This window comes from Streptomyces sp. R33 (assembly GCF_041200175.1).
Taxonomy (GTDB): domain Bacteria; phylum Actinomycetota; class Actinomycetes; order Streptomycetales; family Streptomycetaceae; genus Streptomyces; species Streptomyces katrae_B.
The window spans coordinates 106363-131955 of record NZ_CP165727.1 but is presented as its reverse complement, the minus strand read 5'-3'; the positions used below and the strand labels follow the sequence as shown (position 1 = coordinate 131955).

23 protein-coding genes and 4 pseudogenes are annotated in these 25593 nt (G+C 68.5%); 17 read left to right on the top strand and 10 right to left on the bottom strand.

What is annotated here, in order from left to right; genetic code table 11:
- The first annotated feature begins 154 nt into the window (after positions 1-154).
- From AB5J51_RS00665 to AB5J51_RS00645, 5 genes and pseudogenes are all read left to right on the top strand, one after another.
- A complete protein-coding gene (locus AB5J51_RS00665) occupies positions 155-433 on the top strand; it encodes a DUF4913 domain-containing protein (protein ID WP_369776372.1) in 279 nt (92 codons plus the stop codon).
- Positions 434-658: 225 nt separating this feature from the next.
- Positions 659-1537, top strand: a pseudogene (locus AB5J51_RS00660) (pentapeptide repeat-containing protein); the annotation flags it as partial.
- A gap of 471 nt (positions 1538-2008) precedes the next feature.
- A pseudogene (locus AB5J51_RS00655) lies at positions 2009-2269 on the top strand (HNH endonuclease); the annotation flags it as partial.
- A 201-nt stretch (positions 2270-2470) separates the two neighbouring features.
- The gene (locus tag AB5J51_RS00650) at positions 2471-3154 is read left to right on the top strand and encodes a GNAT family N-acetyltransferase (RefSeq protein ID WP_369776371.1); all 684 of its coding nucleotides are present in this window, start codon (positions 2471-2473) and stop codon (positions 3152-3154) included.
- Between the two features lie 37 nt (positions 3155-3191).
- Positions 3192-3367, top strand: a pseudogene (locus AB5J51_RS00645) (ATP-binding protein); the annotation flags it as partial.
- A gap of 31 nt (positions 3368-3398) precedes the next feature.
- Here the strand turns inward: AB5J51_RS00645 and AB5J51_RS00640 are convergent.
- Both AB5J51_RS00640 and AB5J51_RS00635 read right to left on the bottom strand, forming a co-directional pair.
- On the bottom strand, positions 3399-3818 hold the full coding sequence (locus AB5J51_RS00640) for a DUF5959 family protein (protein ID WP_369776370.1): 420 nt from the start codon (positions 3816-3818) through the stop codon (positions 3399-3401).
- A gap of 111 nt (positions 3819-3929) precedes the next feature.
- Entirely contained in the window at positions 3930-4265 is a 336-nt protein-coding gene (locus tag AB5J51_RS00635) for a hypothetical protein (protein ID WP_369776369.1), read from the bottom strand.
- 310 nt (positions 4266-4575) lie between these two features.
- On the opposite strand from AB5J51_RS00635, the gene AB5J51_RS00630 reads away from it, so the two are divergent.
- From AB5J51_RS00630 to AB5J51_RS00615, 4 genes are all read left to right on the top strand, one after another.
- Entirely contained in the window at positions 4576-4791 is a 216-nt protein-coding gene (locus AB5J51_RS00630) for a hypothetical protein (RefSeq protein ID WP_369776368.1), read from the top strand.
- A gap of 56 nt (positions 4792-4847) precedes the next feature.
- A complete protein-coding gene (locus tag AB5J51_RS00625) occupies positions 4848-5123 on the top strand; it encodes a hypothetical protein (protein WP_369776367.1) in 276 nt (91 codons plus the stop codon).
- A 455-nt stretch (positions 5124-5578) separates the two neighbouring features.
- On the top strand, positions 5579-6067 hold the full coding sequence (locus AB5J51_RS00620; protein ID WP_369776365.1) for a hypothetical protein: 489 nt from the start codon (positions 5579-5581) through the stop codon (positions 6065-6067).
- 496 nt (positions 6068-6563) lie between these two features.
- Complete coding sequence (locus AB5J51_RS00615; RefSeq protein ID WP_369776364.1) at positions 6564-7277, top strand: hypothetical protein; 714 nt, start codon at positions 6564-6566, stop codon at positions 7275-7277.
- Between the two features lie 743 nt (positions 7278-8020).
- Here the strand turns inward: AB5J51_RS00615 and AB5J51_RS00610 are convergent.
- Both AB5J51_RS00610 and AB5J51_RS00605 read right to left on the bottom strand, forming a co-directional pair.
- Positions 8021-8314 (bottom strand): hypothetical protein, encoded by a 294-nt coding sequence (locus AB5J51_RS00610; RefSeq protein WP_369776363.1) that lies wholly within the window; start codon positions 8312-8314, stop codon positions 8021-8023.
- A gap of 306 nt (positions 8315-8620) precedes the next feature.
- Positions 8621-9610, bottom strand: coding sequence for an NADP-dependent oxidoreductase (locus AB5J51_RS00605; protein WP_369780182.1), 990 nt, complete (start codon positions 9608-9610; stop codon positions 8621-8623).
- Between the two features lie 128 nt (positions 9611-9738).
- Here AB5J51_RS00605 and AB5J51_RS00600 point away from each other — a divergent pair.
- From AB5J51_RS00600 to AB5J51_RS00580, 5 genes and pseudogenes are all read left to right on the top strand, one after another.
- Positions 9739-10613 (top strand): annotated as a pseudogene (locus tag AB5J51_RS00600) (LysR family transcriptional regulator).
- Positions 10614-10910: 297 nt separating this feature from the next.
- Complete coding sequence (locus AB5J51_RS00595) at positions 10911-11726, top strand: flavin monoamine oxidase family protein (protein WP_369776362.1); 816 nt, start codon at positions 10911-10913, stop codon at positions 11724-11726.
- A gap of 785 nt (positions 11727-12511) precedes the next feature.
- Complete coding sequence (locus AB5J51_RS00590; protein ID WP_030303410.1) at positions 12512-12850, top strand: MerR family transcriptional regulator; 339 nt, start codon at positions 12512-12514, stop codon at positions 12848-12850.
- A 237-nt stretch (positions 12851-13087) separates the two neighbouring features.
- A complete protein-coding gene (locus AB5J51_RS00585; RefSeq protein ID WP_030303412.1) occupies positions 13088-13291 on the top strand; it encodes a cold-shock protein in 204 nt (67 codons plus the stop codon).
- 977 nt (positions 13292-14268) lie between these two features.
- Positions 14269-14481 carry a hypothetical protein gene (locus AB5J51_RS00580; protein WP_369776361.1) on the top strand — a complete coding sequence of 71 codons (213 nt, stop codon included), beginning with the start codon at positions 14269-14271 and terminating at the stop codon, positions 14479-14481.
- Between the two features lie 363 nt (positions 14482-14844).
- Here AB5J51_RS00580 and AB5J51_RS00575 read toward each other — a convergent pair whose 3' ends face one another.
- Together AB5J51_RS00575 and AB5J51_RS00570 are read right to left on the bottom strand one after the other, a co-directional pair.
- Positions 14845-15963 (bottom strand): fatty acid desaturase, encoded by a 1119-nt coding sequence (locus AB5J51_RS00575; protein WP_369776360.1) that lies wholly within the window; start codon positions 15961-15963, stop codon positions 14845-14847.
- 7 nt (positions 15964-15970) lie between these two features.
- Positions 15971-17026, bottom strand: coding sequence for a ferredoxin reductase (locus tag AB5J51_RS00570; RefSeq protein WP_369776359.1), 1056 nt, complete (start codon positions 17024-17026; stop codon positions 15971-15973).
- 87 nt (positions 17027-17113) lie between these two features.
- Here AB5J51_RS00570 and AB5J51_RS00565 point away from each other — a divergent pair, with 87 nt between their 5' ends.
- Positions 17114-18253: a PucR family transcriptional regulator gene (locus tag AB5J51_RS00565; protein WP_369776358.1), complete on the top strand. Its 1140-nt coding sequence runs from the start codon at positions 17114-17116 to the stop codon at positions 18251-18253.
- A gap of 111 nt (positions 18254-18364) precedes the next feature.
- Here the strand turns inward: AB5J51_RS00565 and AB5J51_RS00560 are convergent, their stop codons facing one another.
- From AB5J51_RS00560 to AB5J51_RS00545, 4 genes are all read right to left on the bottom strand, one after another.
- Entirely contained in the window at positions 18365-18514 is a 150-nt protein-coding gene (locus tag AB5J51_RS00560) for a hypothetical protein (RefSeq protein ID WP_369776357.1), read from the bottom strand.
- 174 nt (positions 18515-18688) lie between these two features.
- Entirely contained in the window at positions 18689-19117 is a 429-nt protein-coding gene (locus AB5J51_RS00555) for a transposase family protein (RefSeq protein ID WP_369776356.1), read from the bottom strand.
- A 1110-nt stretch (positions 19118-20227) separates the two neighbouring features.
- Positions 20228-21769 (bottom strand): ISL3 family transposase, encoded by a 1542-nt coding sequence (locus AB5J51_RS00550; RefSeq protein WP_369776355.1) that lies wholly within the window; start codon positions 21767-21769, stop codon positions 20228-20230.
- Positions 21770-21825: 56 nt separating this feature from the next.
- Positions 21826-22056 (bottom strand): DUF3060 domain-containing protein, encoded by a 231-nt coding sequence (locus tag AB5J51_RS00545; RefSeq protein WP_369780181.1) that lies wholly within the window; start codon positions 22054-22056, stop codon positions 21826-21828.
- Positions 22057-23189: 1133 nt separating this feature from the next.
- Between AB5J51_RS00545 and AB5J51_RS00540 the strand changes: the two genes are divergently transcribed.
- Positions 23190-23537 (top strand): hypothetical protein, encoded by a 348-nt coding sequence (locus tag AB5J51_RS00540; protein WP_369776354.1) that lies wholly within the window; start codon positions 23190-23192, stop codon positions 23535-23537.
- A gap of 561 nt (positions 23538-24098) precedes the next feature.
- Entirely contained in the window at positions 24099-25475 is a 1377-nt protein-coding gene (locus AB5J51_RS00535; RefSeq protein WP_369776353.1) for a S41 family peptidase, read from the top strand.
- The last annotated feature ends 118 nt before the right edge of the window (positions 25476-25593 follow it).

Here is a 25593-nt window from a genome sequence, read left to right as displayed (position 1 = left end):
ATACGTCGCAGGGGCGGTTCTACGCCCTGATTGAGTGGGTGGAAGGGGTCCTCGTACCCGGCTACCTTGCGGAGCCGTCCTCCGACGCCCGCTGGTGCCCCAGCTAGTTCGAGCATCCTGTAGCGATCGCACGCCTCCAGGCATGCTGGCTGGCGTGGCAGGAGCTCACCGACCCGGCCACCCGACCGGGCTCAGCGTGTGGCACCGCGACCACCTGGACCCCTGCCTGCGGGAACTGCGACCGTCGAACGGCCCGTTCGCGGGCTGCATCAAGGGCGAGCACCAGGTCGACCACCGGATGCCCGGCATCGTGCCCAGCGCTTGGCGATGCGCCCAGAGTGACGGGAGGCTGCCGGGCACGGGTAGGGACCGGCCAGGCCCGCCGTGCGTCCCGTACGAACAGGCCCTCGGGGAACAGCGTCGCCACGAGTAGCGGTTGGGTGTTCAGTTTGCTGAACCCACCTGTGCCGCCGTGGCTGGGCTGGCAGGCTGGGCTGGTGGGGAGTCACTGGCTGGGACGGTTTCGTTGGGAGCGGCGGGTGCTGGCGCGTGTGCGGCGGGCCGCGTGGCGGTTGGATCCTCAACGCTGCGGGCCGGGCAAGCCCGCTTCACCACCAGCGACCGGTCAGTGGACGAGAGCCGACTGGTCGGCCCCGCCGGGGTGCGGGTGGCTTCGGTGCAGGGTGTGGACGCCGCGCACCTGGTCCTGACCGATACCAACCTGGCCGGATGCCTGTTTGTCGGGGCCTTCCACCTCGACCAGCTCCGCCTCGAAGGCCGCTGCACCTTCGCCCCGGCCCCCACCGGCTGGCACCGCCGCGGCATATGGCCGGTGCGGTGGACCCGTCGGCGCACCCTTGCCGAGGAACACCACTGGCGCGCCCTCAGCGCCAATCAGCCCGCCCCAGCCCCGGGCGAGGTGCCCTCACCGCGCGTCTGGCGCACTGGACCGCACCACCCCGACACCGACCTGACCCCTGATCCCGAAGACGTGGCCGCCACCTACCGGCAGCTGCGCAAGGCGTTCGAGGACGGCAAGAACGAACCGGGAGCGGCCGACTTCTACTTCGGCGAGATGGAGATGCGCCGCCACAACCGCCGCCACGACCGCACGGGCACCCCGCCCGCCGAACGCGGCCTGCTGCATGGCTACTGGCTGCTCTCCGGCTACGGCCTGCGCGCCTCCCGTGCTCTGGGCTGGCTGGCTGCCGCAATGCTGGTGACGATCATTTTGCTGATGGGCTTCGGGATCCCCCAGGACTCCCCGAAGCAGAAGGCGACCGGCACCATTCCGGCCGGCGGGGGCAAGGTCGTCTTTGTGATCGACAAGGCGGATCCGCAGAACCCCACCGGGAAGAGGTTCACCAGCAAGCGGTTCGACAAGGCCCTGAGCGTCACGCTCAACTCGGTGGTGTTCCGCTCCAGCGGGCAGGACCTGACCACCACCGGCACCTACATCGAAATGACCTCCCGCCTCCTCGAACCCGCCCTCCTCGCCCTGGCAGTCCTCGCCGTACGCGGGCGCATCAAACGCTGACCACCCCGCCAGGCATTCAGCAAAGTGAACACACAGCCGCTACCAGCCGCACCGGCGATCCCCAAGGGCCGGACACGGCTGGCTCCGGGTGCTGGGCGTGGGCGATCCGGCGGCGAAGGCGGCGTACGTGCGGAGGGTGAGGCCGGAGAAGTTGATGAGCTGGCGGGCTTGAGGCAGGTGAACGCGGCGTGCAACGCGATGCCGGCGGCGACGGCGTAGGCATCGTCTGCTCGATGAGCAGCGCGGGCGGCAACGCGATCACCGCCGCGATGACGGTGGCCGCCAGCATGCGCCACAGGAGGATGTCCCTCGAACATCGCGGTCCGTGTCGCGGTCCGGTGCGGGGTCCCGAGCGTCCACTGAGCGCATGCTCACCCCCGGGCCAATCGCGCCCCAGGACCACAAGGCCGTCAGCGGGGAATATGGCACAACTGGAATGACGCTCCCCGCCAGCTGGCGCCAGTTCGTGGACGGCGTGAGGCCTACGCCAACGACCAGGGCCAGCTGTCCTCCCTGGTCGCGGTCACCGCCCGCTCCAACCGGAGCAAGGCGGATCAGGATCCGGCCGAGTGGCTGCCGCCGGCGCTGGACGCGCTGTGCCGGTACGGAGCGGAGTGGACGGCGACGAAGCTGCGCTGGGGTCTGGCGGTGGACGGTGCGGAGCGGGAGCGGCTGCTGGACATCGCAGCCGGGTGTGGAGACACGGACGTGGAGTTCACCCCTGCCCCGTAGCCGAGCCGTACGCCCTGAAAGGCCCGCACCCCGATTGCCAGTGTGCGGGCCCTTCGCGTTCGGGTGGAGCTCGGTGTGACCGTACCCTGCCACCTATGCCGGTAGACCGACCGGCAAATGGAGGGCGGCGTCGCCTGGCGGCGGACGACCGGGGATGGTTATTCGCCCGTCCACCGATTGCGGTCATGCTCTAATCGCTGGATGACGAAGATCGAATCAGAGCTGATACGACGCTGGCTGAACGGCTGGACCGTAGCTCGTTCCCTGCCCGAGGCCGAGCCGGTCGAGTCCGCCTGGGACGGCTTGCGGTCGAAGTGCGACCAACCCGGCCGCGAGGTCGAGGTGTTCGCGCTGCGTGCGGACGAGGAGCCCGAGTCCTTGGCGCGGCTGGCGGCAGCCGTCGCCGCCGCGAGGCAGACCACCTGGCTCACGGTACCTACGCTGCGCCCAGGCACCGTCGAAGCCGTCGTCGGCGCCGCCGGACTGGAGTTGCTCCACCGATCCGAGTGGTTCATGACGACCGATCTGACCGAGCACCCGCAGCACGCGCCCGCCGCGCCGTACGAGCGTGAGGTCCGCACGGAGGGACCAGTCACGGTCGTCTCCCTCCATGACTCCTCCGGAGAGGTGGCGGCGCGCGGCACCATCGCCGTGGTCGGCGCCGATGCGATCGCCGATCGCATCGAGACGGACGCGGCGCACCGGCGACGCGGCCTGGGCCGCGCCATGATGAGCGCTCTGGCGGAGGCCGCCGTGGCCCAGGGCGCCCGTACCGGTCTTCTCATCGCCAGTGAGGAAGGCCAGCGCCTCTACTCCTCCCTCGGCTGGCGCCACGAAGCCGACGTCCTGATCGCCCGGGGGCCGGTGGTTCCCTCCAACCGATAGGACTGGCTCACGCTGGCCGATCCGCCCTTACGCACGGCTGGCCATCGCCTCGAACGAATCCTTCTCTGGCTGGCAAAGACGTTCACCGCCCCCCGCCTCTGCGCGGCCATCGTCGACCGCTTCACCTTCGGCGGCAACATCATCGAGACCGGCACCGACTCATACCGCCTCGCCACCACCCGCGCCCGCACCGAACAGCAAGCCGCCGGCTGACAACGAGCCGAACACCGACGACATTCGACGGTCAGCTGGCAAACGCTCGCCGCACCTTCGCGAGACGCGCCCGCTGATCATCGATCCAGCCGGTCGCCGGGAAGAGGGGCAAGCTGACCGTCACCTGCGACGACGGGCCGTCATGGACCGACACCGCGATCACACCAGGGCTCAGCGGCTTGATCTTGAACTGGACCGTCCGACCCGAGTTCAGCCATGACACGAACCGACCCCCGGCGAGCTCCTCAAGGGCCTCCCCCCAGTCATCGAGGTCATCGGACGTGACATAGACGGGGAAGCTGCCCTTGACGGTCTCGGTCTCCACGACAAACTCGCAGTCCAGACAGTCTCTGCCAGGAGTTGGCAGCTCCAAAACACGCAGAGAGACAACGTGACCGCTCGTCCCCGGCGGATCCGCCAGATGAATCAGCTCGCCCAGCTCGTCTTCCATGACAGCCTCTCTCCATCTACCTCGAACAGAGGCATCATTCCTGAGCCCCTCGGCATGCATGGTGCCGAGGTGGGCGTTACTGATTCTCACCAACATTCCGCAGCCCGCTGATCACCTGTCGCTGCCGAAACCACTCGACAATCGTTCCTCGTTGTCACCTACGCAGCCGCCGCCCCGCAGGACGGGATCCCGCTGTTGTTCATCGAGGTCGACAACTGCCATGAGATCGCCGAGGAGATCGCGGCAAAGCTGTTGAAGTACCACCGGTTCTTCAAGCGGCAGATCAAGGACACCAACGGCAAGGACAAGCCGATGTGGCGCACCCGCTGGATGGCCCGCGTCGCGGAGCGAGGAGAGGCCCCGCACCCGCCGGTCCTGATCGTCTTCAACCACATCGGCGCCCGCGACCCCAACCGCACCCTCCCGCGGCTGCAGCAGCTGACCCACCCGCTGTGGGAGGGCGAGCCGGCCGACGGGTTCAGCAGCTACGACCGCAAGATCCCGATCATCGCGACCGGACTACGCAACCTGCGCGCAACCTGCGCGCCCACGGCCCGAACAGCCCGGTCTTCCTCTGCTTCGGCCGCACCCACATGCAGCCGCTGCGCGACGCGATCGGCAACCCCCGCCGGGACGCCGTCCTTGCCCGCCGGGCAGAGCGGGCGCGAGCACAGCAGGAGGAGTACCAGGAGCAGCTGCGCCGCGCGGCCGAGCAGACGAGGGCCGAGCGCGAGGCCGCCCGCCCTGCCTGCGTCGGTTGCGGGACGAGTTCGACACCGACCGATGGGAGAACACCCGGCTGTCCCCGGAGCCGGGCCACCGGTGGCACCCGACGCTGTGCGAGCCGTGCGAGGCCACGGCGGTCGCGGCCGCGGACCAGGCCGAGCGTGACCGCCTGGAGGCGGAGGCCGCCGCGATGGCCGAGAAGGTCCGCGGCTGGCGCTCCCGCTTCCGCCCCGGGCAAGCCTCCTGACTTTGGTGACCCTGGGCAAGCCTTCTCTGTCGCTGTCAGCTGGGACGCTGGGACGCATGGACAGGGATGAGGAGCTACTGCGCGGTCGGGTCTACGGCACGGACCACGACGACCCGAACCCGGGCCCATGGCCCGGCCGCACCTACGCCGAGCTCGTCGGCGGCCCGCTCGACGGCCTGCTGCTTGACATCACCGGCTGGACAGCAGACGAGATCCAGACCGGCGCCGCGTTGATGACCGAGCTCGGCCAGTTCGGCGCCGGCGGCCGGGCCCTGTACGACCCGCGCCCCGGCGAGCGGAACCGTTGGGACTGGTCCGGCGACACTCCCTGAAGGCTCACCAGGAGTTGGCGGGGGCGCCTTGTTGGGGAAGTTCTAGCCAATGGTTCGGTTAAGCGGGGGTGCGAAAATCAGCGATGGGTTCCGTTTCTCCGGAGTATGTTGATCGGCCGGGGTCGTGAGGTACCAGGCGTGGGTATCGTCCCACTCGGAAGGCCGGCTGAATGCGGAGCGTTCGGCCTCGGCCGCCACCTCGGTGAACCGCTCCAGCTGCGCAAGCCGTTCCGCGCGCCGAACCTCTGACAACGCACTCTGCTGCCAACCGCCGTCCACGGCACAGCGGGCCAGCCTCAGGCATGCGTTGCGGTCGAGGGTGGAGGCCTGGTCGTCGGTTCCCCTGTCGGCCAGGAGGCTGCGGTACTGGCGGGTGGAAACGGCCGAGGTCGAGTCGTGAGACGGTGCTCGGCTCGGTTATCGTCCAGGCAACGAGACTTTACCGGGGGGATGGGATGAAGGCGGAGACCGTTACAGCGATATGTGCCGTCGTGATTGCTGTCGCGTCGCTGGTCGTGTCGATCTACCAAACGCGCGCGATGCGCCAGCACAACCGGCACTCGGTACGCCCGGTACTGCAACTCCATCGGGGCTGGCCGGTAGGGGGAAGAGCGGGGATCCGGCTCATCAACTCCGGGCTTGGCCCTGCGGTCGTCGTCGACAGCGTGCTGACAGTCGATGGCGAACCGATCGGTGCCTGGTGTGAATCCAGTGTTGACCGCGTCCGCGAGGGCCTGCCGGTGAGCCCGTCCGCTGTGACCTTCAACCGGGGAGAGGTGCTCGCCACCGACTACGAGCAGTATTTGTTGAGCGTCGCAGGCTACGACCCGCACGGCCACGCAGACGTCGAGGACTTGATCAACCGGCGCGTCACACTCAAGATCCGCTATGAGTCCTTGTACGGCGGAGAGGACTACACAGCGGTTCTGCACCCCGTCCGCTGAAGCCTGCTGCCGAGTTCACATCGGCCGAGTGCTAGGCACCGGCGCTTTTCGGACGAATGTCAGCCCCGTCGGATGGCGGGCAGCTCCGGACTCGGGGTCGGGGAGGTGGGTGCCGTGGAGCCAGCCGCGTGCGTTCGCTCCCTCGGTGAGCGGCGGGGTGCAGATGACGCCAGCGCCGCCCTGCTGCTGGTCCCGGGTCAGCCCGTATTCGTGGGGCAGGCGGCCGCGCGAAGATCACGGCGCCGTCATGGCCGTGCGGCCCCGGCTGCTGCCGGCGCGGGAGGAGGCCTCGCTGTTCCCTATATGGGCGCGCATACATGCAGCAAGACGGGGACCGCTGGTACGAGCCGCGAGCTGCCCGGTAGAGCAGGCTCGTGGACACAACAAGTTCCCATCAGGAGACGTCAGTTAAGGTTGCATCAGACCATGATCCTGTAGAGCGGCTGCTGGACGCCTCCCAGCGTCAGGGTCTGAGTAAGCGAGGGGAGCGAAGGCTGTGGAGAGCATCGCGGAGGCTGTGGGATCGCAGATATTCAGTGCGGTGGTTGCTGCCGTGCTCACCGGTCTCGGCGGGCTGGTGCGTTGGTTCGTGGTCAGACGGCTGCCAGCCCGCCGCACATGGCGATATTCAGGAGCGGCCGAGCTCTCCGTCGTTTTGGACACAGCCCACATAGATACGGGCCGTTACCAGCGCCCTGTGGCGGGTCTGGGCCAGATCAGAGCTCTGTCCCTGCTCGTACCCTCCCTGACACATGCCTACCGGGACCTTGATCTGGAGAAGGTCTGGCTGTCGGGCCATCTGCCAGGTCGCGAGATGGAACATGACCTGCTCGTCCTCGGTGGCCCGAAGAATAATGAGGTGGCCCGCCGCCTCCTCGCCGCCATGGCGGAGTCGCTGCCCTTCCAGCTCGGCGGTGGAGAGATCACCTGGGATGGCACCGCGTACCAGGGAGAAACCACGGACGGCGAAATCACACGGGACTGCGGCTACATCGTCAGAGCCACGAACCCCCTCAACCCGAACAAGCGCATCCTGCTCATCGGCGGTTGGTCCACCTATGGCACGGTCGCTGCGGCCCGCTGGCTGACGGAAGAGGGGGCCGACCGCTCACTGGCCGCCGATATCGCAGTTCTCGTAGAGGCCTCGGTTATGCGCGACGGTCATGTCTCCCAGCCTCGCGTTCTACGGCGAGCAGCACTGAGCGTCTGAGCTGTCGCATGGCGGACTCCCGCCTTGTGACGTTGGTGCGGTCCCGCGGCGTGCACGGGCGAGGCCCGGTGCCCGGTTTCTGGGGGCAGTATCGCCGGGCCGCCCCAAGCGGTCGGCCGACCACGGCCGGTGACGAGTGGTCAGTGCGCGGCTGTGTCCGGGCCTGTGCCAAGTTGGCGGCGGCCGGGGGAGCAGGGTGCGGCCGCGGGCCCCTCGGCCCCCGCACGTGGCGCCTCGGCCGGCTCGGAGGCGAGACGGGCCGACGGCCGGCCGTTGGCTGTGTGGGGGAGTGGCGGGGCGCGGGCCGGTGCCCAGGACGCGACGTTCGGTCATTCGCCCGGTTTCCCGGCTCGGGGCCGGGGCCCGGATGATCGAGGGTGACGTTCAGGATGGGCGTCGTGTGATGTGCACTGGATGTGCGTCACGGGTTTCTCACTGGTGGTGGGTGTGGCGGGCTTGGGTACCGCGTTGCTGGTGTGCCATTCGGTTGGTGAAGGCTTTTGTCGCTTTCCGGCGAAGGTTGGTTGTCGTGCGTGTAGGGCGTGGCGGTCCTGTTGCCGAGTGGGCCTGGCCGGGGCGTGGGGTTCCGTGAGGATGTCTTCGTCCAGCGTTCGGTGGTGTCCGCTGTCGTGTCGAGGGGGGCGCCGGCCGGGGGAGCGGGGCGGCGTCGTGGGTGTCGCCGACCCCCCTTGCGGGGGCCGATGGGTGGAGCACGTGAGGCTGCCTCGACCGTCGGCGGGCCGTCAGTCTTCGTCTGGTAGTGGGACGTGGCCTGCCGCTTTCTGCACCGTGGCCTCCAGCGCGTCGCGGTTCAGCCCGAGCGTTTCCGCGTAGTGGTCCAGGGCCGTATCCAGCAGCCACCAGGGCTCGCGTGCGTCTTCCCAGGCGTCCCGCCAGGTCACGTGCTGCTCGTCGGTCCACTGGGCGGCGTCGCCGAGTTCCTCCTGAAGGCGTGTCAACTCGGCGTGCGCTTCGTTGGTCGCTTCCTGCAGCTCGATCAGTTCGTCCAGTACGTCATCAGACAGTTCGATTTCCATTCCGGGATCTTAAGCGTCAAGATCTGCCCCGGCTCGCAGTGCCGCCGGACCGTAGGGACGCAGGGAGTGTCAGACGAACACGACAGCGCGACGGGGAATCGGTCATCTGCCTTCACTGATCGGCGTCACCTCGGTGTCACCGAACCGGGCCGGTAAATTAACAGCTCACAAGGGGTATGAGGGACAGTCAGTGACACGCGGCGACGCCGCGGGTGAGTGTCCCTCGCGTCCTTCCGAGGGAGCTACGCGCACGCCGGAGCCAACTGCTGGAGCGGGTGAACGTCGATTCCTGTTGGCGTTCGGCGATCACGAAATCATTGTCAGCACGATCTTGCCTTGAAGGTGGCCCTGCGCGGCTCGCATGTGTGCGCTGCCGGCCTCGGGCAGCGGGTAGGTGCTGTCCACCCCGACGTGGAGCCTGCCCTCGTGGAGCAGGCGCGCGATCTCGGCGAGCTGAGGGCCGTTGGAACGCACCTGAATGTTCGAGACTGTGATGCCCAGACTCGCCGTCTCTTCCGGGTCGTACTGGGCGAAGAACACCGGAAGCATGGTGCCGCCGCGCTTGAGCGCGGTCAGGAAGCGTGAGCTGTCCGGGCCACCGACGGTGTCGATCACCAGGTCGACGCCGCTGACCACGTCCGCGGCCTGCGTGCTGGTGTAGTCGATGAACTCGTCGGCGCCGAGCTTGCGCAGGAACTGCTCGTGTCGGCCCGAGGCCACCGCGATGACGTGTGCCCCCTTCGATTTCGCCAGCTGCACCGCGAAGTGGCCCACTCCGCCAGCGGCCCCGTTGACGAGCACGGTCATACCTGGCGTGATCGGCACGGGCTGGTGCACCTGGCCGGTGAAAGGAGACGGCACGTCGTGGCCGAGTTCAATCAGGTACTGCCAGGCCGTGAGCACGGCCATCGGCGCCCCAGCCGCTTGCACGTGGTCGATACCGGCCGGCTTGTGAGCAAGGTCCGAAGCCGGCGCGGCCACGTACTCGGCGTACGTCCGGCCGTCGAATCCGGGGAACCGCAGCATGCCGAAGACCTCGTCACCGACGGCGAACCCCTGCACGTCCCGAGCGACTGCCTTGACCACGCCCGACATGTCCGTTCCAGGGATCAGGGGGAACTCCAGCGCGGGCCTCATCTCGGCCGGCATGACCTTCAGCCCCTCACGCAGGTACCAGTCCGGCGGGTTGATACCGGCCGCGTGTACCCGGACGAGGACCTCGCCCGGGCCGATCTCGGGAACCGGCACCTCGTGATACTGCAAAACTTCCGGTCCGCCCGCTTTGTGGAACTGGATCGCCTTCTTGGGCCTGTCGCTTTCTTGGGGAAACGTTGGTCCTCAGTCAAGGCCCACGACGGCCGGCCGTCCAAGACCGGTTCGGCAACCTAGTCATCCCGAAACGGCATGACGCGTACGCTGGAAGGGTGAACGATCTCGGACCGGACCTGGAACTGCGGCTGGTGCGCTACTTCACCGTGGTGGCGGCGCATCAGCACTTCGGACGGGCCGCCGCCCACTTGCATGTGGCCCAGCCGGCGCTGAGCCGCCAGATCCAACGGCTCGAGAAGTATCTCGGCGCACGCCTGTTGGACCGTGTACCTCAGGGCACCCGGCTCACTCCGGCCGGCCAGAGCTTCCTCCCCCGGGCCCAAGCCCTGCTGCAGGCCGCCCGCCAGGCCGAGCTGGCCGTGCGTGAACAAGCCGAGACCGAACGAATCGCCATCGGCTACGTTGAAGACCTGGTGATCACTGCCACGTAAGGGAACTGAGCCGCCGTTACCCGGACGCCGAGATCACCACCCGATACCTGAGCTGCCGCGACGTCGGGGCGCTGTCCGACAAGCGCGTCGACGCCCTGATTGCTCGGGCCCCGCTGCCGCTCGCTGCCGACGACGTGTTCACCACCCCGCTGTACGAGGAGCCCCGGATGCTCGTGGTTCCGCGCGGCCATCCCTTGGCAGACCGCGCGTCGGTGACCGCGGAAGAACTGGCCGGCGAGGAGGCGGCGCCATGCGCGTTCGAGACCGCGGACTGGAGTTCCTACCGGATCCTCGGGGCCGGCGTGGCCCCGATTGAGAGCTACGAGGACAAGCTCGAACTCGTCGCGAGTGGCAGGGCGATCGCCGTGCTACCGGTCGGCGATCGGCGTAGCTCACTGCGTCACAACCTCGTCACCCTCCCGATCGAGGGAGCTCCCCCCGCCCAGGTCGTCCTGGTCAGCCGCAAGGGCGACCCGAATCCGATGATCAGGAATCTCCGGCTGGCGGCCAAAGCCGTCCTGACCAGAGTGGCAGCCTGACCGGGACCGGCCGACCCGCTTGGCGCTGAACTGCACCATTCCCGGTGGTGCGCTCGCCTCACGCACCCGTCATTCGTGACGGCGGGGGTACGGCGCCCGGCCCCAGTCGGGCCCGGCAGTCGGCCGGCCTTGCGCACGAGGCCACCCCTCCCTCGCCGCTGGCCGTCTTTTCGTACCCTGTCCGGGCCGCAGTCGTCGGTGCTCCCGGCCACGCATGCCATGTGACGGTCGCCGCGTCTGAACGCCCGCTTGAACCGTGTCGGGCCGGGATGGACAACCTCCGGCTGGGTGGAGGGCATGTGCTGCCTCCTCGCGTTCGGCCCGCTCGACCAGTCAGCGGCCACCGAGTTCTTCCGCACCTACGCCCTGTCGGGCTGGGACGTGCCCCAGATGCTGGCCGCCTTGTCGGCCACGAAGCTGGTGAAGGGCACCAGCGAGCTTGTCGAGTCCATCGCCGGCCAGGCGAACCTTGCCGAGATCCGCCTGAACTCCACCGTCCGGCGCGTCGTCCAGAACGGTGGCGGGGTGCGCGTCGAGCTCGAAGGCGGCGACACCCTCGAGGCACCGGCCGCGTTGATCGCCCTGCCCATGAACGTGCTGAACAGCGTGGAGTTCGAGCCGCCCCTGTCCCAGGCCAAGCGGACCGCATCGCAGGAGCGGCACGCGGGCGCCGGCAGAAAGTCCATCGTGAAGGTGAAGGGCGACATCGGCAACGTCAGCGTGCTCGCCCCCGAAGCCCAGGCCGTCAACTGGGCGGTGACCTACCACCGCGGCACGCAGGGGACCTGGCTGATCGTGTTCTCCGCCAACCCCGACCGCCTACACATGACCGCCTTCGACGACACCGACGGCATGCAGGAAGCACTCCAGCCGCTCCTGCCCGGCGTCGAGGTCGAATCCATCGCCGGATGGGACTGGAACGACGACCCCCTCGCCCTGGGCACCTGGTGCATCTACCGGCCCGGACAGCTCGCCAAAGTCCTTCCCGACCTGCGCACCACCGAGGGACGGCTGTTCTTCGCAGGCGCCGACTCCGCGAAGGCGTGGCGGTCCTTCATCGACACCCGATTACCTCACTGTCGAACACGCGAATATCTATGTCGACCGGAGTAGACATTGGGCGGTGGCGTGGTTATGGTTTCTCTCGTAACGCAGAGAGACCGCAGGGCCCGGCAGGGACGAACTGCCGGGCAGTAGTGCTCGCAGTACCGCAGTTCCCGTAGTTGCAGTGCGCAGGACGGTGCGGTGGTGGAGTTTCGAAGCCAGATTTGTTGCAGGACGGTGACGGGACTGACGACCGGACCGGGGGGCCCGCAGTGATCAGGGGCCGCCGTGAGCAGTACCGCAGTTGACGCAGTGGCAGTACCCGTAAGTGCATTACGCAGTACGCAGTACCCAGCAGTGAAGTCAGTGTGCAGTACCTCGGTGAAGGCGTCGGCTGCGGGCGCGCGCACCGGGAAGTTCGGCAGTGGGGTTCTAAGCCAGAGCAGACGCAGGATGGGCGACGGGGCTGGCTGTCGAAGAGTGGCGCTACTGCAGGCCACTGAGCAGTTCGCATCACCAGTAGTACCGAGTGGAGCAGTACCCGCAGTCCGCATTACCAGCAGTACAGAAGTTCCCGCAGGTAGCAGTTGATCACCAGAGGGAAGAACGGAGGAGTTGAGGCGCCATCAGGATCGCCCGGACGCCACGCGAGTCCGGGTACCGCAGGACATCGTTAGTGAGGTGGTCTCCGGTCACGCATCCGCGATCCCCGCATCCCCGACGAAGCTCAGGTCGGGCAGGCGGAAACAGAACGCCGGCGCAGTATCAGGCCCGGCAGATGGTGTAGCAGTTCCTTCGGGGCCCGGGTGCCAGCAGGCACCCGGGCCCCTCCACGCGTTCCGCAGAGAGGTGAAATGACCGCAGAAGACATGCTTGGCCGTCTCGACGACGACGACTACCCCGCCTACACCATGGGCCGGGCCGCCGAAATGCTCGGCACCACCCAGGGCTTCCTGCGCGCCATCGGAGAGGCCCGCCTGATCACCCCGCTGCGCTCCGCCGGCGGGCACCGCCGTTACTCCCGCTACCAGCTGCGCATCGCGGCCCGCGCCCGGGAGCTCGTCGACCAGGGCACCCCGATCGAGGCGGCCTGCCGCATCGTCATCCTGGAAGACCAGCTCGAGGAAGCCCAGCGCACCAACGCCGAGTACCGCCGCGCCGCCGGTTCGGCGAACCCGGCGGCCGCGGCCTAAGACCGCATCCCCGCCCGCCGGACACCGGCGGGCCCCGCGGCCCGGTGTGCCGAGTCGTTTCCTCTGGTGACAGGGTGTGCGGGCGTGTAACGTTTGGGTCAGCTGTCGTGGTTCGGAAGTTCCCTTTGCCCACGCCTTCGGCGTGGGTGTTTTGCTGTGCTGTGCCGCAGGAACCAGGGCGATCACCTCCGCTTTCCGCACATCGTGGGAGGCGTTCATCGACTGGAAGGCATGGATATGGCTACGGGAACTGTGAAGTGGTTCAACGCCGAGAAGGGCTTCGGCTTCATCGCCCAGGACGGCGGCGGCCCGGATGTCTTCGCCCACTACTCGGCGATCAACTCCTCGGGCTTCCGCGAGCTCCAGGAGGGCCAGGTTGTGACGTTCGACGTCACCCAGGGCCAGAAGGGCCCCCAGGCCGAGAACATCACCCCGGCCTAACCCTCCCCACCTCCGCCTGCGGGCACCGAGATCGGCCCGGCTTCCCAACCACCCGGTAGCGGGCGACCCGAACGACGGAACCCCGGTCGGCGCCCCAGAGGCAACGGACACGCACCGGACGATGGCTGCGCGACTGCGCGCGGCCCTCGTCCGTGGTGCACCGCCACCTCCCGCGCGGTCGCCCCATCGAGCAGGGGACCGGGTACCGCGCCGTGCAGAGGCGCTCAGCCTGCCTGACTGCTCGGCCGCTTGGGCAGGAAGAACATCAGGGTCCACATCAGGGCGAGGGTGCCGCTGATCCACCAGAGGGTGCGGTGGGCAGTCAGCGCGGTGCCCAGCGCGATGCCCAGGCTGGTCTGTAACCGGCGTTCCGGGGTTTACCTGACCTCGGGGGAGCGCAGGATCGGTCCATGATTGAGCAGCGGCAACTCGTGGTCGCAATCATGCGTGCAGGTTCGTCGGGACCTTGCCCGTGTGTGACGAGGTGACGGTGCCGTCCGCAGGGGCCCGCCCCGGTTTCGGCGGGCACGCAGCCGGTCCTGCCCGGCTGTCTCCCGCGGTACGGGAGACAGCCGAGGCGATCGTGCGGGCGGTGGGAGCCGGCGACGACATCCTGATCGACCGCCTGCTGACCCGCTTCACGCACCTCGCGGACTTCCACGCCCTCATACACCTGCGCACCCGCCTGCACACCACACTCCGAGCAACGACGGGCCTACGCCCGAACACCACGCTCCCGTTTGCGCCTGGAAGTCGCAGTTCGCTTCGCGCTGCTGGCTACGCCAGGGTGCTGGGCCAGCAGGCCGACTCTCTTGTGGAGGGGTGACGTGGAGGCTGCCGGATCGTTTCAGCTGATGTGAATTATGCATTCCGCCTTCTCGTTCCGGGCTTCCGCCGTCCGGTCCACACCAGCATGCCGGTCCGGGGCCGAGCGTCCACGGTGGCAGTCGTGGCGCGTCCGCGTGAGGGGCGCCGGGGTGAGGGGGCGGTCGTTCTACTGGTGTCGCTCCTGCCGCGGGCCCCTCTACGCCACCAGTTTCCACGCGATTCCGGCCGGCTGGGACTGGGAGATCGACCATCAGCAGCCCGGCGACTGCGCCAACGGGCACCTGATGCCTCTGACCGGCACCGCCACCGTCCCTGAGGACCTGCCCAACGCACCCCGCGTGCTGCTCGTCCTCGGATCCTGACCCCGAACCGCCGGCACCCAAGGCAGGCATACCCGTCACCCCGTTGCGGGTCTCCTGGTGACGGTCGGGATACGGGCCGCCACGGCGCCCGGCGTGGGGCCGCTGGGCTGCTTGTGGACCACAGGAACGCTCCAGTGCAGAGAAGTTTCGCCGACGTGCGGGCGGGCGGCGGGTGGGTGTCGGATTCTCCGAACTACGACGCCCTCGAGCGGCAGTGGGGCCAGGAAGGCCGGGAGGTTCCCGGCGGCGAAGGAACGCGCCAAAAGGAAGGCACCGGTCGGCAGGCGCAGACCTGTTCCACCGCGGCTGACCGTACCGGCGGTGCCGCTGGTACGGCCGAAAGGTCTGACCCAATACCGGGAATCAGGCCGCGACGAGCTCCTGCTCGCGGTCCGGCGTTTTGACCTTGGGCTTCTTGTTCGGCAGTGAGAGCCGGAAGACCTTGCGCCACGCGGAGAACACCTGCTTGGGGAGCGGCCCGGTGACGTACTCCAGCTCGTACTTCTCGAACAGCGCGCGCACCTTCACCGCGACCTCGGCGTATCGGTTGCTGGGCAGGTCTGGGAACAGGTGGTGCTCGATCTGGTGCGACAGGTTGCCGGTCATGAAGTGCATGGCCCTGCTGCCGCTGATGTTCGCCGAGCCCATCATCTGGCGCAGGTACCACTGGCCGCGCGTTTCGTCCTTGATCGACCGGCGCTCGAAGACCTGTACGCCCTCGGGGAAGTGCCCGCACATGATCACCGAGTGGGTCCAGACGTTGCGGACCAGGTTGGCGGTGAACGTGGCGGCGAGGGTGGTGAGGAACGACGGGCCCGACAGCAGGGGGTGGATGACGTAGTCCTTGAGGACCTGCTTGCGGATCTTGCGGCCCACGGCCTTGGCCCGCGCGCGGAACTCCGGGTTCTTGCGGCGGCGCTTGTGCAGGTTCTTGCCCAGCTCCAGGTCGTACGCGGCGATGCCGTACTCGAAGAAGCAGGCGTTGATGAAGTTCCACAGCGGCTGGCCGAGGTGGAACGGGTGCCACTTCTGGTCCTCGTCGACGCGCATGATGCCGTAGCCGAGGTCGTTGTCCTTGCCGAGCACGTTGGTGTACGTGTGGTGCAGCTCGTTGTGCGAGTGCTTCCACTGGTCGGCCGGCGAGACGTGATCCCAATCCCAGGTGGAGGAGTGGATCTTCGGGTCTCGCATCCAGTCCCACTGGCCGTGCAGGATGTTGTGACCGATCTCCATGTTGTCCATGATCTTCGCCACGGACAGCCCGGCGGTGCCGAGCAGCCACGCGGGCGGGAAGAACGAGAACAGCAGCACGCCCCTGCTGGCCAGCTCGAGCTTGCGCTGTGCCGAGATGACCTTGCGGATGTAGGCGGCGTCCTTCTCGCCGCGGTCGGCGATCACCTCGTCGCGGATCGCGTCCAGCTCGCGGCCGAGCTCCTCGATCTGCTCCGCGGTCAGGTGGGCGGTGGGGTCGATAGCGGTCAAGGTCTTCCTATCGTTCGATGTCGCAGGGGCCCGCGGCGGCGGACACGCAGGTCTGGATGAGGACGCCCGGCTCGGCCTCGGTGATCTCGCCGGTGCGCAGGTCACGGACGGCGCCCGCCTTGAGCGGCGTGATGCAGCCGAAGCAGATGCCCATGCGGCACCCGGAGGGCATGAGCACGCCGGCCTCCTCGCCGATGTCCAGCAACGGCGTGGCGCCGTCCGCGTCGACCGTCTTGCCCGTGACGCTGAACGTAACCTCGCCGCCGTCGCCGGCGACGACGATGCTGGGGCGGAAGCGTTCGGTGTGCAGGCGCTCTGGTACGCCGTGCTCGGTCCAGTGCTCTTCGGCGGCGTCCAGCAGGCCCGCGGGCCCGCAGGCCCAGGTCTCGCGCTCGGCCCAGTCGGGCACGAGTGCGTCGAGACGGGCGATGTCGAGCACGCCGTCTGTGTCGGTGTGCACCTCGGTGAGCCGCAGCTTCCTGTCCGCGACCAGGCCGTGCAGTTCGTCGCGGAAGATCACGTCGTGCGGCCGTGGCGCGCAGTGGACCATGACGACGTCGTCGAGCTCGTTGTCGCGCAGCATGCCCATCACGGGCGTGATGCCGCTGCCGGCCGTCAGGTAGAGCACCTTGGCGGGCTTGGCCTGCGGCAGCACGAAGTCACCGGTCGGCTGGTCGAGCTGGACCAGCGTGCCCGGTTTCGCCCTGCGGACCAGGTGGTTGCTGACCTTGCCGTCCGGGATCGCCTTCACGGTGATCGTGACGCGGCCGTCCCGGCGGTTCGTCGGCGAGGTGAGGGAATAGGCACGCCACAGGCGCACCCCGTCGACATCGACCCCGATCCGCATGTACTGACCGGCTCTGTGGCCGCGCCAGCCCCGTCCCGGCCTGATCACGATAGTCGCGGCGTCACTCGTCTCGGGGTGCACGGCCTCGATGCGCCCACGCAGGTCAGCGCCCGCACGCAGCGGGCTGACCAGGTCGAGGTAGTCCGACGGCAGCAGCGGCGTCGTGACCATCTCCAGCAGTTTCCACGCCCTGCTGCGGAGGGCTGCACTCGTCATGACTCCAGCTTGCTGCGCCTCAAGGGGTAAAGTCCTGACCGCAGGACGTAAATCTGATCGGCTGAATTGTTCGCAGGGAACAAAACCGTGAGCCATGCAATCCGGAGGGCCAGCGAACTGGCCCTGGATGAGACGACGGTCACCGCACTTCGGGCCGCGCTGAAGACCACCGCCGACGAGGTCGTCCAGGCGATCATCGACGAGGTCCCTCCCTACGCCAACGCCCTTTCGGGCCGCATGGGCGCCACCATCCGCCGAGCCGTCCGTACCGCCCTGGGGCACTACCTGGACCTCGCGAGCGGGAACGCCACAGGCGGCGACGCCGGTGACGCAGCCTACGAGCTGGGCCGCGGCGAGGTGCGCGACGGCCGTTCGATGGACGCCCTGCTCAGCGCCTACCGCGTCGGCGCCCGCGTGGCCTGGCGATGCCTGGCAGCTGGTGCCGTACCCGTAGGTCTGCCCGCCGCCGAGGTCGCCAAGTTCGCCGAGCTGACCTTCGCCTACATCGACGAGCTCTCTGCCGCGAGCGCCGCGGGCCACGCCGACGAACTGGCCGCCCGGGGCAGGGCCCACGAGCGCCAGCTGGAACACCTGGCCCGCGACCTCCTCGCCGGCGCGAGCCCGGAGGTGCTGCTGGCCTCTGTTCAACGGGCCGGGTGGCAGCCTCCGGTTTCGCTGACCGCGGTCCTGCTGCCCGCCGACCAGGCCCGGCCTGCCTACCGTGCGCTCGACCCGAGCACCCTCGTCCTCGACGATCTGCCGGACGCCACCGGTGTGCTGCTCGTCCCCGATGCCGACCGATCACATCTCTTGCGGCAGCTGACCGACCGCAACGCCGTGGTCGGCCCGGCCCGGCCATGGACTCGTGCGTCAGCCTCGTACGCACGAGCCGTACGCGCGCGCTCCCTCTCCTCGGATATTCGCGACACCGAGGACCACCTGCCCGAGCTGGTGCTGAGCGCCGACGTGGACGCGTTCGCAGACCTGCGTGCCCGAGCCCTCGCACCGTTGCGGACCTTGCCTGTCGCGACGGCGCGGCGGCTGGAGGAGACGTTGCGGGCGTGGCTGCTGCACCAGGGCAGGCGGGACGAGGTGGCGGCGGCGTTGTTCGTCCATCCCCAGACGGTCCGGTACCGGATGTCGCAGCTGCGGGAGCTGTTTCCGGATCTCGCATCGCCGCACCGGGTCCTTGAACTGACGCTGGCGGTCGGTCTTCGGGTCAGCTGACGCGTACTTCGACCGTCCACGACCGCGTCCGCGAGCAGTCCAGGAATCGTGCCTCGTTCTCGGTGCCATCAGTTGGCTCATGCGGCCCGGGGGAGAGCTGTATTGGCCAGCTCAATGGGGGTCGGTGGCCACTGGTGTCCTGGGCGTGGTGTGGGTGTGCGGCAGGTAGAAGGTGGCGTGGGGGGTGAGGATGACGGTGGTGTCTCTCTTGCCGTTCCAGGTGTGGCCGAGCCCGTTGTAGCGGGGGTGAGGTAGGACCATTCGAGGTTCCCGGCCAGCATCGCTTCCAGCGCGTCGAGGCAGGCGTGAAGGCTGCTGTCCTGGCCTGCCGCGGCTTTCACCCGGTGGACGGTCGCGGCGATGCGGTCGACGGCGGCTTGGAGGTTGCCGCCGTTGTCGGCGAGCGAGAGGTGGATTTTCTTTCATAGAGGGTTTTCAGCGGTAGCTCTCCAGGGTGAGGACGGCTTTGGCTGCCTGGGTGAGCCAGGTGGGGCTGCGGCGGGCATGGCGGAAGATCTTCCAGGTCTTCAGTCGTGCGATGCCGCGTTCGACGGGGTAGCGGAGCCTGGCGTGGGCCCGGTTGATCGACCGCTGGCCAGCGAGGTCCTGGCGGGGCCGTCGTCGGTGGGGAACAGCGAACGTGCCGCCGGCCCCGACGTAGCCGAGGTCGGCCAGGACCGGGGTCCCGACGCGGACGCAGGTGGCGATGATGCGGTGCCGGCGGGCGGCCGTGAGGTCGTGGGTCCGGCCCGGCAACGCTCGCGAGACCCAGAGGATTTTGCCTGTGGGGTCGGTGATGACCTGCAGCGAGTTCGGTGCGGTGGCGGACTGGCTCGGGGGCGGGTGCACCTCCGTGCCGGCCACCGGATCGGGGAAGCCAGGGTACCCCCACCTGCCCCGGGCCCTGGCAGCCCTGTAACCTCTCCCGCCCCGTCAGTTCGACCGCCGCGCGGTCGTCCTGGCTCCTCGCCCACGACAAGATCGAAGTACCCATGGGGCCGACGGTCGCTTCGCTGGTGCTGGCCGGTGCCGGGGGCGCCACGCACCGGGTCCGTCTCGATGACCCGGGGCTGCCCCCGGCCGACGACGCCGAGGGCGAGGACCAGTTGTCAGGCTGGTCCACCGACGATGACGCCGACGCGCTGGCCGAGCTGGCGGCATGGAGAGCTTGGGGCTTCGGTGCGCCGGCTGACCGCGCCGGGCGCGGGGCCGTCGGCGGTGCTGGGGGAGGTGCGGGTGATCAAGCGGTTCCGGTCGGGGTCGGGCGGCCTGCGGATGACGCTCGCGTGGCCGGCTGGTCTGCGAGGCGCCGCCTCGGTGGGCTCGGTGGGGGTGGTCCGTCACGGGGTGACGTACGCCAGCCCGGGGCCGGAGTGCGTGTGCAAGCGGCACGACTGCGGCGGCGTCGTTCCGGTCGACTGGTGCCGGGAGCACGGGCGCGCGCCAGGGCCCTGTACGAGCGGCGCAGCTTCACGGCCGTGCGGACCGAGCACACGTCGCCGAGTTGGGTTCCTTTGAGCACCGCAGACCCTTTGGAGGGGTCACAGGCTCGCTCCCACAGCGCGCGGCGGCAGCATGCGCGCCATGTGGGTTTTCCCGGCTCCCTACGGGCCCATCACGTACAGGGTGACCGGGTCGTCCTGCGGGGTGATGGAGCTCAGGTACATCGGACGATCAGCTCGTGGAAGATCCACGTGTGCTCGCTGGCTGAGAGGCGGTGGTAGTCGACGCCGGGCGGGACCGTGAGCGGTACCCGGTCCGGCGGACCGGCTCGGCCAGCGCGGCGGCGCGCCCAGGCCGCCGGCCACCGCCAGGCCCCGCTCCGGCGTGAGCACGGCAGGGTGCAGCCGCTGCTCCGCGCCCCTCACCGAGAACTTGAAGCCCTAGTACTGCAACGGTGCTTGCCGTGACGGTTGGGCAGGGACTGTAAAGAGAACGGCCCTGTCTGACATTCGGTGGTGACGGAGTGTGTCGCTATCCGAGAAGGATGCGGTGACGGAGGAGGTTGAAGCCTGCGCGTCCGTGCATCTGGCGTGAGATCCGCTTGGTCTTGGTGTTGACGCCTTCGGCGGGGCCGTTGCTGTACGGAAGTGTGACCGCGGCGATCACGGCGTCGTGGTCTCGCTCGAGGCCGCGGGTGAAGGCGTGCAGGTGTGGCAGGTCCGCTGCGCGGACCTGGGTGATCCAGTGATCGAGCGCGTCGACGTTCTCGGGCCGAGGCTTCAGGAGCTGGGCGAAAGTCCGGACGGCGGTGGCCAGGTCGGTCATCTCGGGGCAGGCGGCGGTCAGCTGATCGAGGAGATCGCGATGTCCGGTCTTGAGGTTCTCGGGCCTGGTCAGGAGCATCCGGGCCAGCCTGCGCGGGGAGATGTGGCTGCGGTCGGCGTCCGCGCGGCCTTGGTTGATGTACTTGTGCAGGAGGTTGAGGCAGCCCGTGAACCCGAGGGCCTTGATCTCCTCGAAGAGGTGCTGGACGGGAACAGCAGGGTCATCAGCTCGGCGTCTGCGCAGGTGCTCGCGATAGGGATCGACGAGACTGGCCCGGTACTTGGGGACGCGGAGCATGCGCTCGGGTCGGTCGGCGCGGGCATAACGTTTGACAGTGTTCAGGGACAGTTGCAGTCGACGGGCGCATTCCAGCAGGCTCACACGCTGCTGGAGGAGGCCGTGGACCTGGTGCCAACGCTCGAGCGTAGTCTCGGCTCGTGGTCCTTCGTAAATTGGAGTGTCCAGCACGGCGGCCCAGCAGGCGCTGTGTGCCTTGACCTCACTCAGGGCGGTTTCGCAGAGGTTGTGCCACAAGTGCCACCGGTCGGCGACCTGCACTGCGTCGGGCAGGGCACGGCGGATGGCCTCCGCGTAGGTCGCTGAACCGTCACGGCACACGACCTCGACGCCCGGATTCTCGCGCAGCCACGTTTCCAGCGTGTCGGCCGTGCGGTCGGGCAGCACGTCAATCCGCTCATGCGTTTCCGCGTCGATCACCACGGTGGCGTATCGGTGCCGCCGGCGCAGAGCGAAATCGTCGACACCGATCACGCGGGGCACCCGCCCGGTGGGCAGCGCAATGCGCAGCAGGGTGCGCAGGGCCGTGTGACGCGACAGGCCCATCGCGAGTACCGCCAGCAGACGCGATCCCGCACGGCCCGCTAACTCCTTGACCACAGCCTTGATCTGCCTGGTCAGGCGGGTTGTGCGCCGCTGGTATCGCTCCAGCACCCCAGGCAGCTGCTCGCGAAAAGTGTGGCGGCAACCGCGGGTAGGACACACCAGACGCCGAACCCGGACACGGACCACGACCCGCCGGCCGTCGATCGGCAGGTCGGCGACCGTCCGCCAGTGATAGCCGTGCACCCGCACCGACAACACCCCGCACACCGGGCAGACCGCGGTCGATCCCGGAGTCCGTGCCCTCACGACCACGCGCTCACCCTCGTCGACCACATCCTCGATGACCAGCGGGGATATCCCCGAAAACACCGTCGCCACCAGCTCGTTGAGATTCTCCACGCTCACATCAACGACCTACACCACTCTGCGTCACCACCGAATGTGAGACAGGGCCGTTCTCTTTACAGTCCCACGCGGACACACCCCATAACTGTGATTGCAGTATTAATGAGGCCTTCGACTCTGAGGGTACTGACGGTCTTCACTGCCACCCCATTGACGTCCCCGCGGACCGTCAGGATGTCGGCGGACTCCACGTAGATCGAGTTATGGCTGCCGCTGACGGTGACGGTCCCGCAACCTTGCTGTAACCGGTGTCTCCTGCCTCGGTACTGGGATAGACCGCTCCCTATGGTGCCGCAGGCATCAGGAGAGACTGCTCACTCACGCCGGCTCTCACTTTCCATGGGTAATGTGGTGCGGTACGTACTGCCGTCGGGCAGGTCAACGGGATTGCAAGCGGACAGGGTTGGTGTCGCGCGATCGCTCGCGTTGCGGACCGGGGCGCAATCAGGCTCCGCAAGACCACCGGCCGTTCGTTCGGGTTGAGTGATTGATCGACTCGGAGCTACTGTGCCGATCGGCCAGCACTTTTTCTAGCGCAAGTTTCCGATCATTCATCGTCGAGAGAATCGAACGTTAGCCTCAAGTCAGGTTCAGACGCTGACGGTTTCCGTGAGCGGCCCGTCGCGACCGCCACGTTACTCACGTTGATCCACAGCTTCGAAGAGTTCCACGGATGCCACGGAGTTGGGCACGACGCCGGTTGTCACACCGGCGACGCCACCGACCGTGACGAGTGGTCCGCCACCTTGTCGCCCTTCAACCAGCCCGGCCGCGCCCGGCCTCCAGCACCATGCGGCAGCCCGCCGTGCTCACCCGCCCGCTGTGGGAAGGACAGCCCGTAGGTGACGGCCGCCCCCACCTGTGACAGGGAAGATCCCGATCGTGGCGAGGCTTGATCTGCGGCGCAAACGCGGCCGGCCCGGCGTTCCTGGCGCTTCAGCTGTGACCACCTCCAGCCCCTTGACAATCGCGACGGGGCACCCCGCGGGGAAGCAGCCGATGCCCGAGCCCGCGCCGGATCGTCAATGCACGCTGCCCACGGTGAGAGCCAGCTTCGGCCCTGGCCTGCGGGCTGGTGTATCCCGTTGATGCGGCTGAGGTGATACCTCGGTGGTGGGCGGTCGAGAGGCAGGTCATGCGGGATAACGTGTCGACGTACCGCGGATGTTCAGGTAGAAGTCGATGAGTTTGACCGTGGCGAAGGCTGTGGCCCCGATGCGCAGAGCGTTGACCCCGAACCAGGCTCAGGCAAGTGTGTCGACGCGCGCCGGGTCGTTGATCGGAGGCCCGAAATACAGCGTGCCGTTGATTTGTGTGACGGCGACGAAGGTGAGCGCTCCCTCGGGGACCTCGGAGCCGCCGCCCTCCCCGCCATGCGCATTTTGCTCCCCACCACCGAGGGCCGGCTCCGCATCGAGGTGTGTCGCTGCTCGCCCGGTGCGCTGGCCTCGCCGACCTTGACACCCTGACCGCCCTCGCCGTTGAGGACGACACGCAGGCCGCGGTGCACGCGGTCCACGGCATCGCGCGCCTGCGCGACCCGCGCACCATCGACGCCCTGTGCCGGATCCTCGAACGACCGGACGAACTGGGCTCCCACCTCGCCTTCCACCTCCATGCCGCCGCCTTCCGCGGACTCTCCGGAATCGACCACCCGGCAGCCACCGACGCCGTCCTGGACCACTACATGCGGGAGGCCGGCCACTTCGCTCACAGCGCGGCCCGCGAAGCCGTCAACGCCTTGGCCGACCGCCAGCCACCTGGATGACGTCCGGCTGGTCGCTGTCTGAGGTCGCCGCGCGGACGGCGTTCCGCACCGCGCGGGCCAGCTGCTCCGCGCCAGACACCCGGGCCTGCCGCTCATGGAACGGGCGGCCCGGGGTGGACCGGCCCGACGTCAGCCGGGCGCGTCGTGCGACTCGGTGATGCGGGGCCGTGAGCCCGCCTCAGTTGCCGAGGCCGGAGCTACCGAGGCCGGAGTTTCCGATGCCGTGGCTGCCGATGCCCGTGTTGCCAAGGCCCGCGTGGGCGCTATTCGCGGCCGCCAGCGCCCGCGTCGCCAAGGTCCTGTGCGCACTGCCGCGTTTCGCGTTGCAGGCCCCCTGTGTTGAACGGCTGGACCTTGACGCAAAGTGAGGTTCGGCTCCGTCAGCAGGTCAACAAAAGCCTCAAACTCCGCAAAGGAACTAGGCCTGTGCTCCCGGTTACCGCGGGTAGTGGGGGCTGGCCCCACCCCCGATCGGCCGGACAGCCGGATGGCCCGGTGGATCCCGTGTCGGCGACGGTGGGGCGGTATACCCAGCAAGTCGCCTACAGAGAAGACAAGATCGTGCGCATCGTCACGGCCACCGCCGTAGTCCTGGCCCTCGTCGGCGCAGCCGCACCGGCCGTAACCGCCCGCCAGCCGGCCACCGACGGAATCTGGCGCACCGACGGCTACGGCACCGCGTTGTCCATCCGGAACGGAACCCTCCAGGAGTACCAGACCACCGCCGTCAGCTGCATCGCGGGCGACAGCGCGCAGCGGACCGGCCCCGGCGCCTACACCACGCCTGGAGGCACCGTCCTCACCGTGCGCACCCGCGGGGACCGGGACCGCGCTTCCGTACGGATGGACGGTGACGTCGGCGAACGGAACCTGCGCCGGATGACGGAACTGCCCGACGCCTGCACGCGTTCCGCCCCCGGGAGTCCGCTCGCCTCCTTCGACGTTTTCTGGCAGTCCTTCGAGGAGAACTACCCCTTCTTCGCCGCCAAGGGCATCGACTGGCACGCCGTACGCGACCGGTACCGGCCCACGGTCCACGACAGGACGACCCCGGACGAACTCTTCGCCGTCTTCAGCAAGATGGTCGAGCCGCTCCACGACGCGCACGTCGCCGTCTTCGACGTCGACGGCGACGGAGACCCCGACCGGGCCTTCGCGCAGGTCCGCCCGGGCACCGTCCGGCCCGACGGGACGCTCGACGCCAAGGTCAAGAAGTTCGTCGTGGAGCGCGACCTCAAGAACGCCCGGAACCTGCAGGACTTCGCCGCCGGGCGGATCACCTACGCCGACCTCCCCGGCGGGCAGGGCTACCTGCGGATCTCCGGTTTCGGCGGCTACACGGGCGGCAAGGCCCCCTACGCCGCCGAGCTGGCCGAGCTCGACAAGGCGCTGGACACGGTCCTCGACCAGGAACGCACCCGCCACCTGAAGGGCCTGGTCATCGACCTGCGGATCAACGGCGGCGGCTCCGACGCCATGGGGCTCCACATCGCCGGGCGGCTGACCGACACCCCCTACCTCGCCTACGCCAAGCGGGCCCGCAACGATCCCGCGGACCCCACCCAACACACGCGCCCCCAGCCCCTGTACGTCACGCCCGCCCAGGGCCCCCGCTATTCCGGACCGGTCGCCGTGCTGACCGGCGGCTCAACCGTCAGCGCGGGAGAGACCTTCACCCAGGCCCTCATGGACCGGCCCGGCCGGACTGTGCGGATCGGGCAGCCCACGCAGGGCGTCTTCTCGGATGTCATGGTGCGCAAGCTCCCCAACGGCATGTCGGTCTGGCTGCCGAACGAGGAGCTGCTGACCCGGTCGGGCAGGACCTTCGATGGCGCGGGCATCCCGCCGCACCTCACCGATCCGGTCTTCACCACAGAGGAGTTCGACCAGAACAAGGACTCGGCCTTCGACCGGGCTGTGAAGGTCCTGCGGGAGTAGGTCGGCTCCTCGCGGAGACGCCCCGGCCCCGTCGGCCTAGGAGTTGTCGTGAACATCGTCGATCCCGTCGAAAACCAGCGAGTCCTAGTGTCCTGCGCCGGAGATCCGTCGTTAGTTT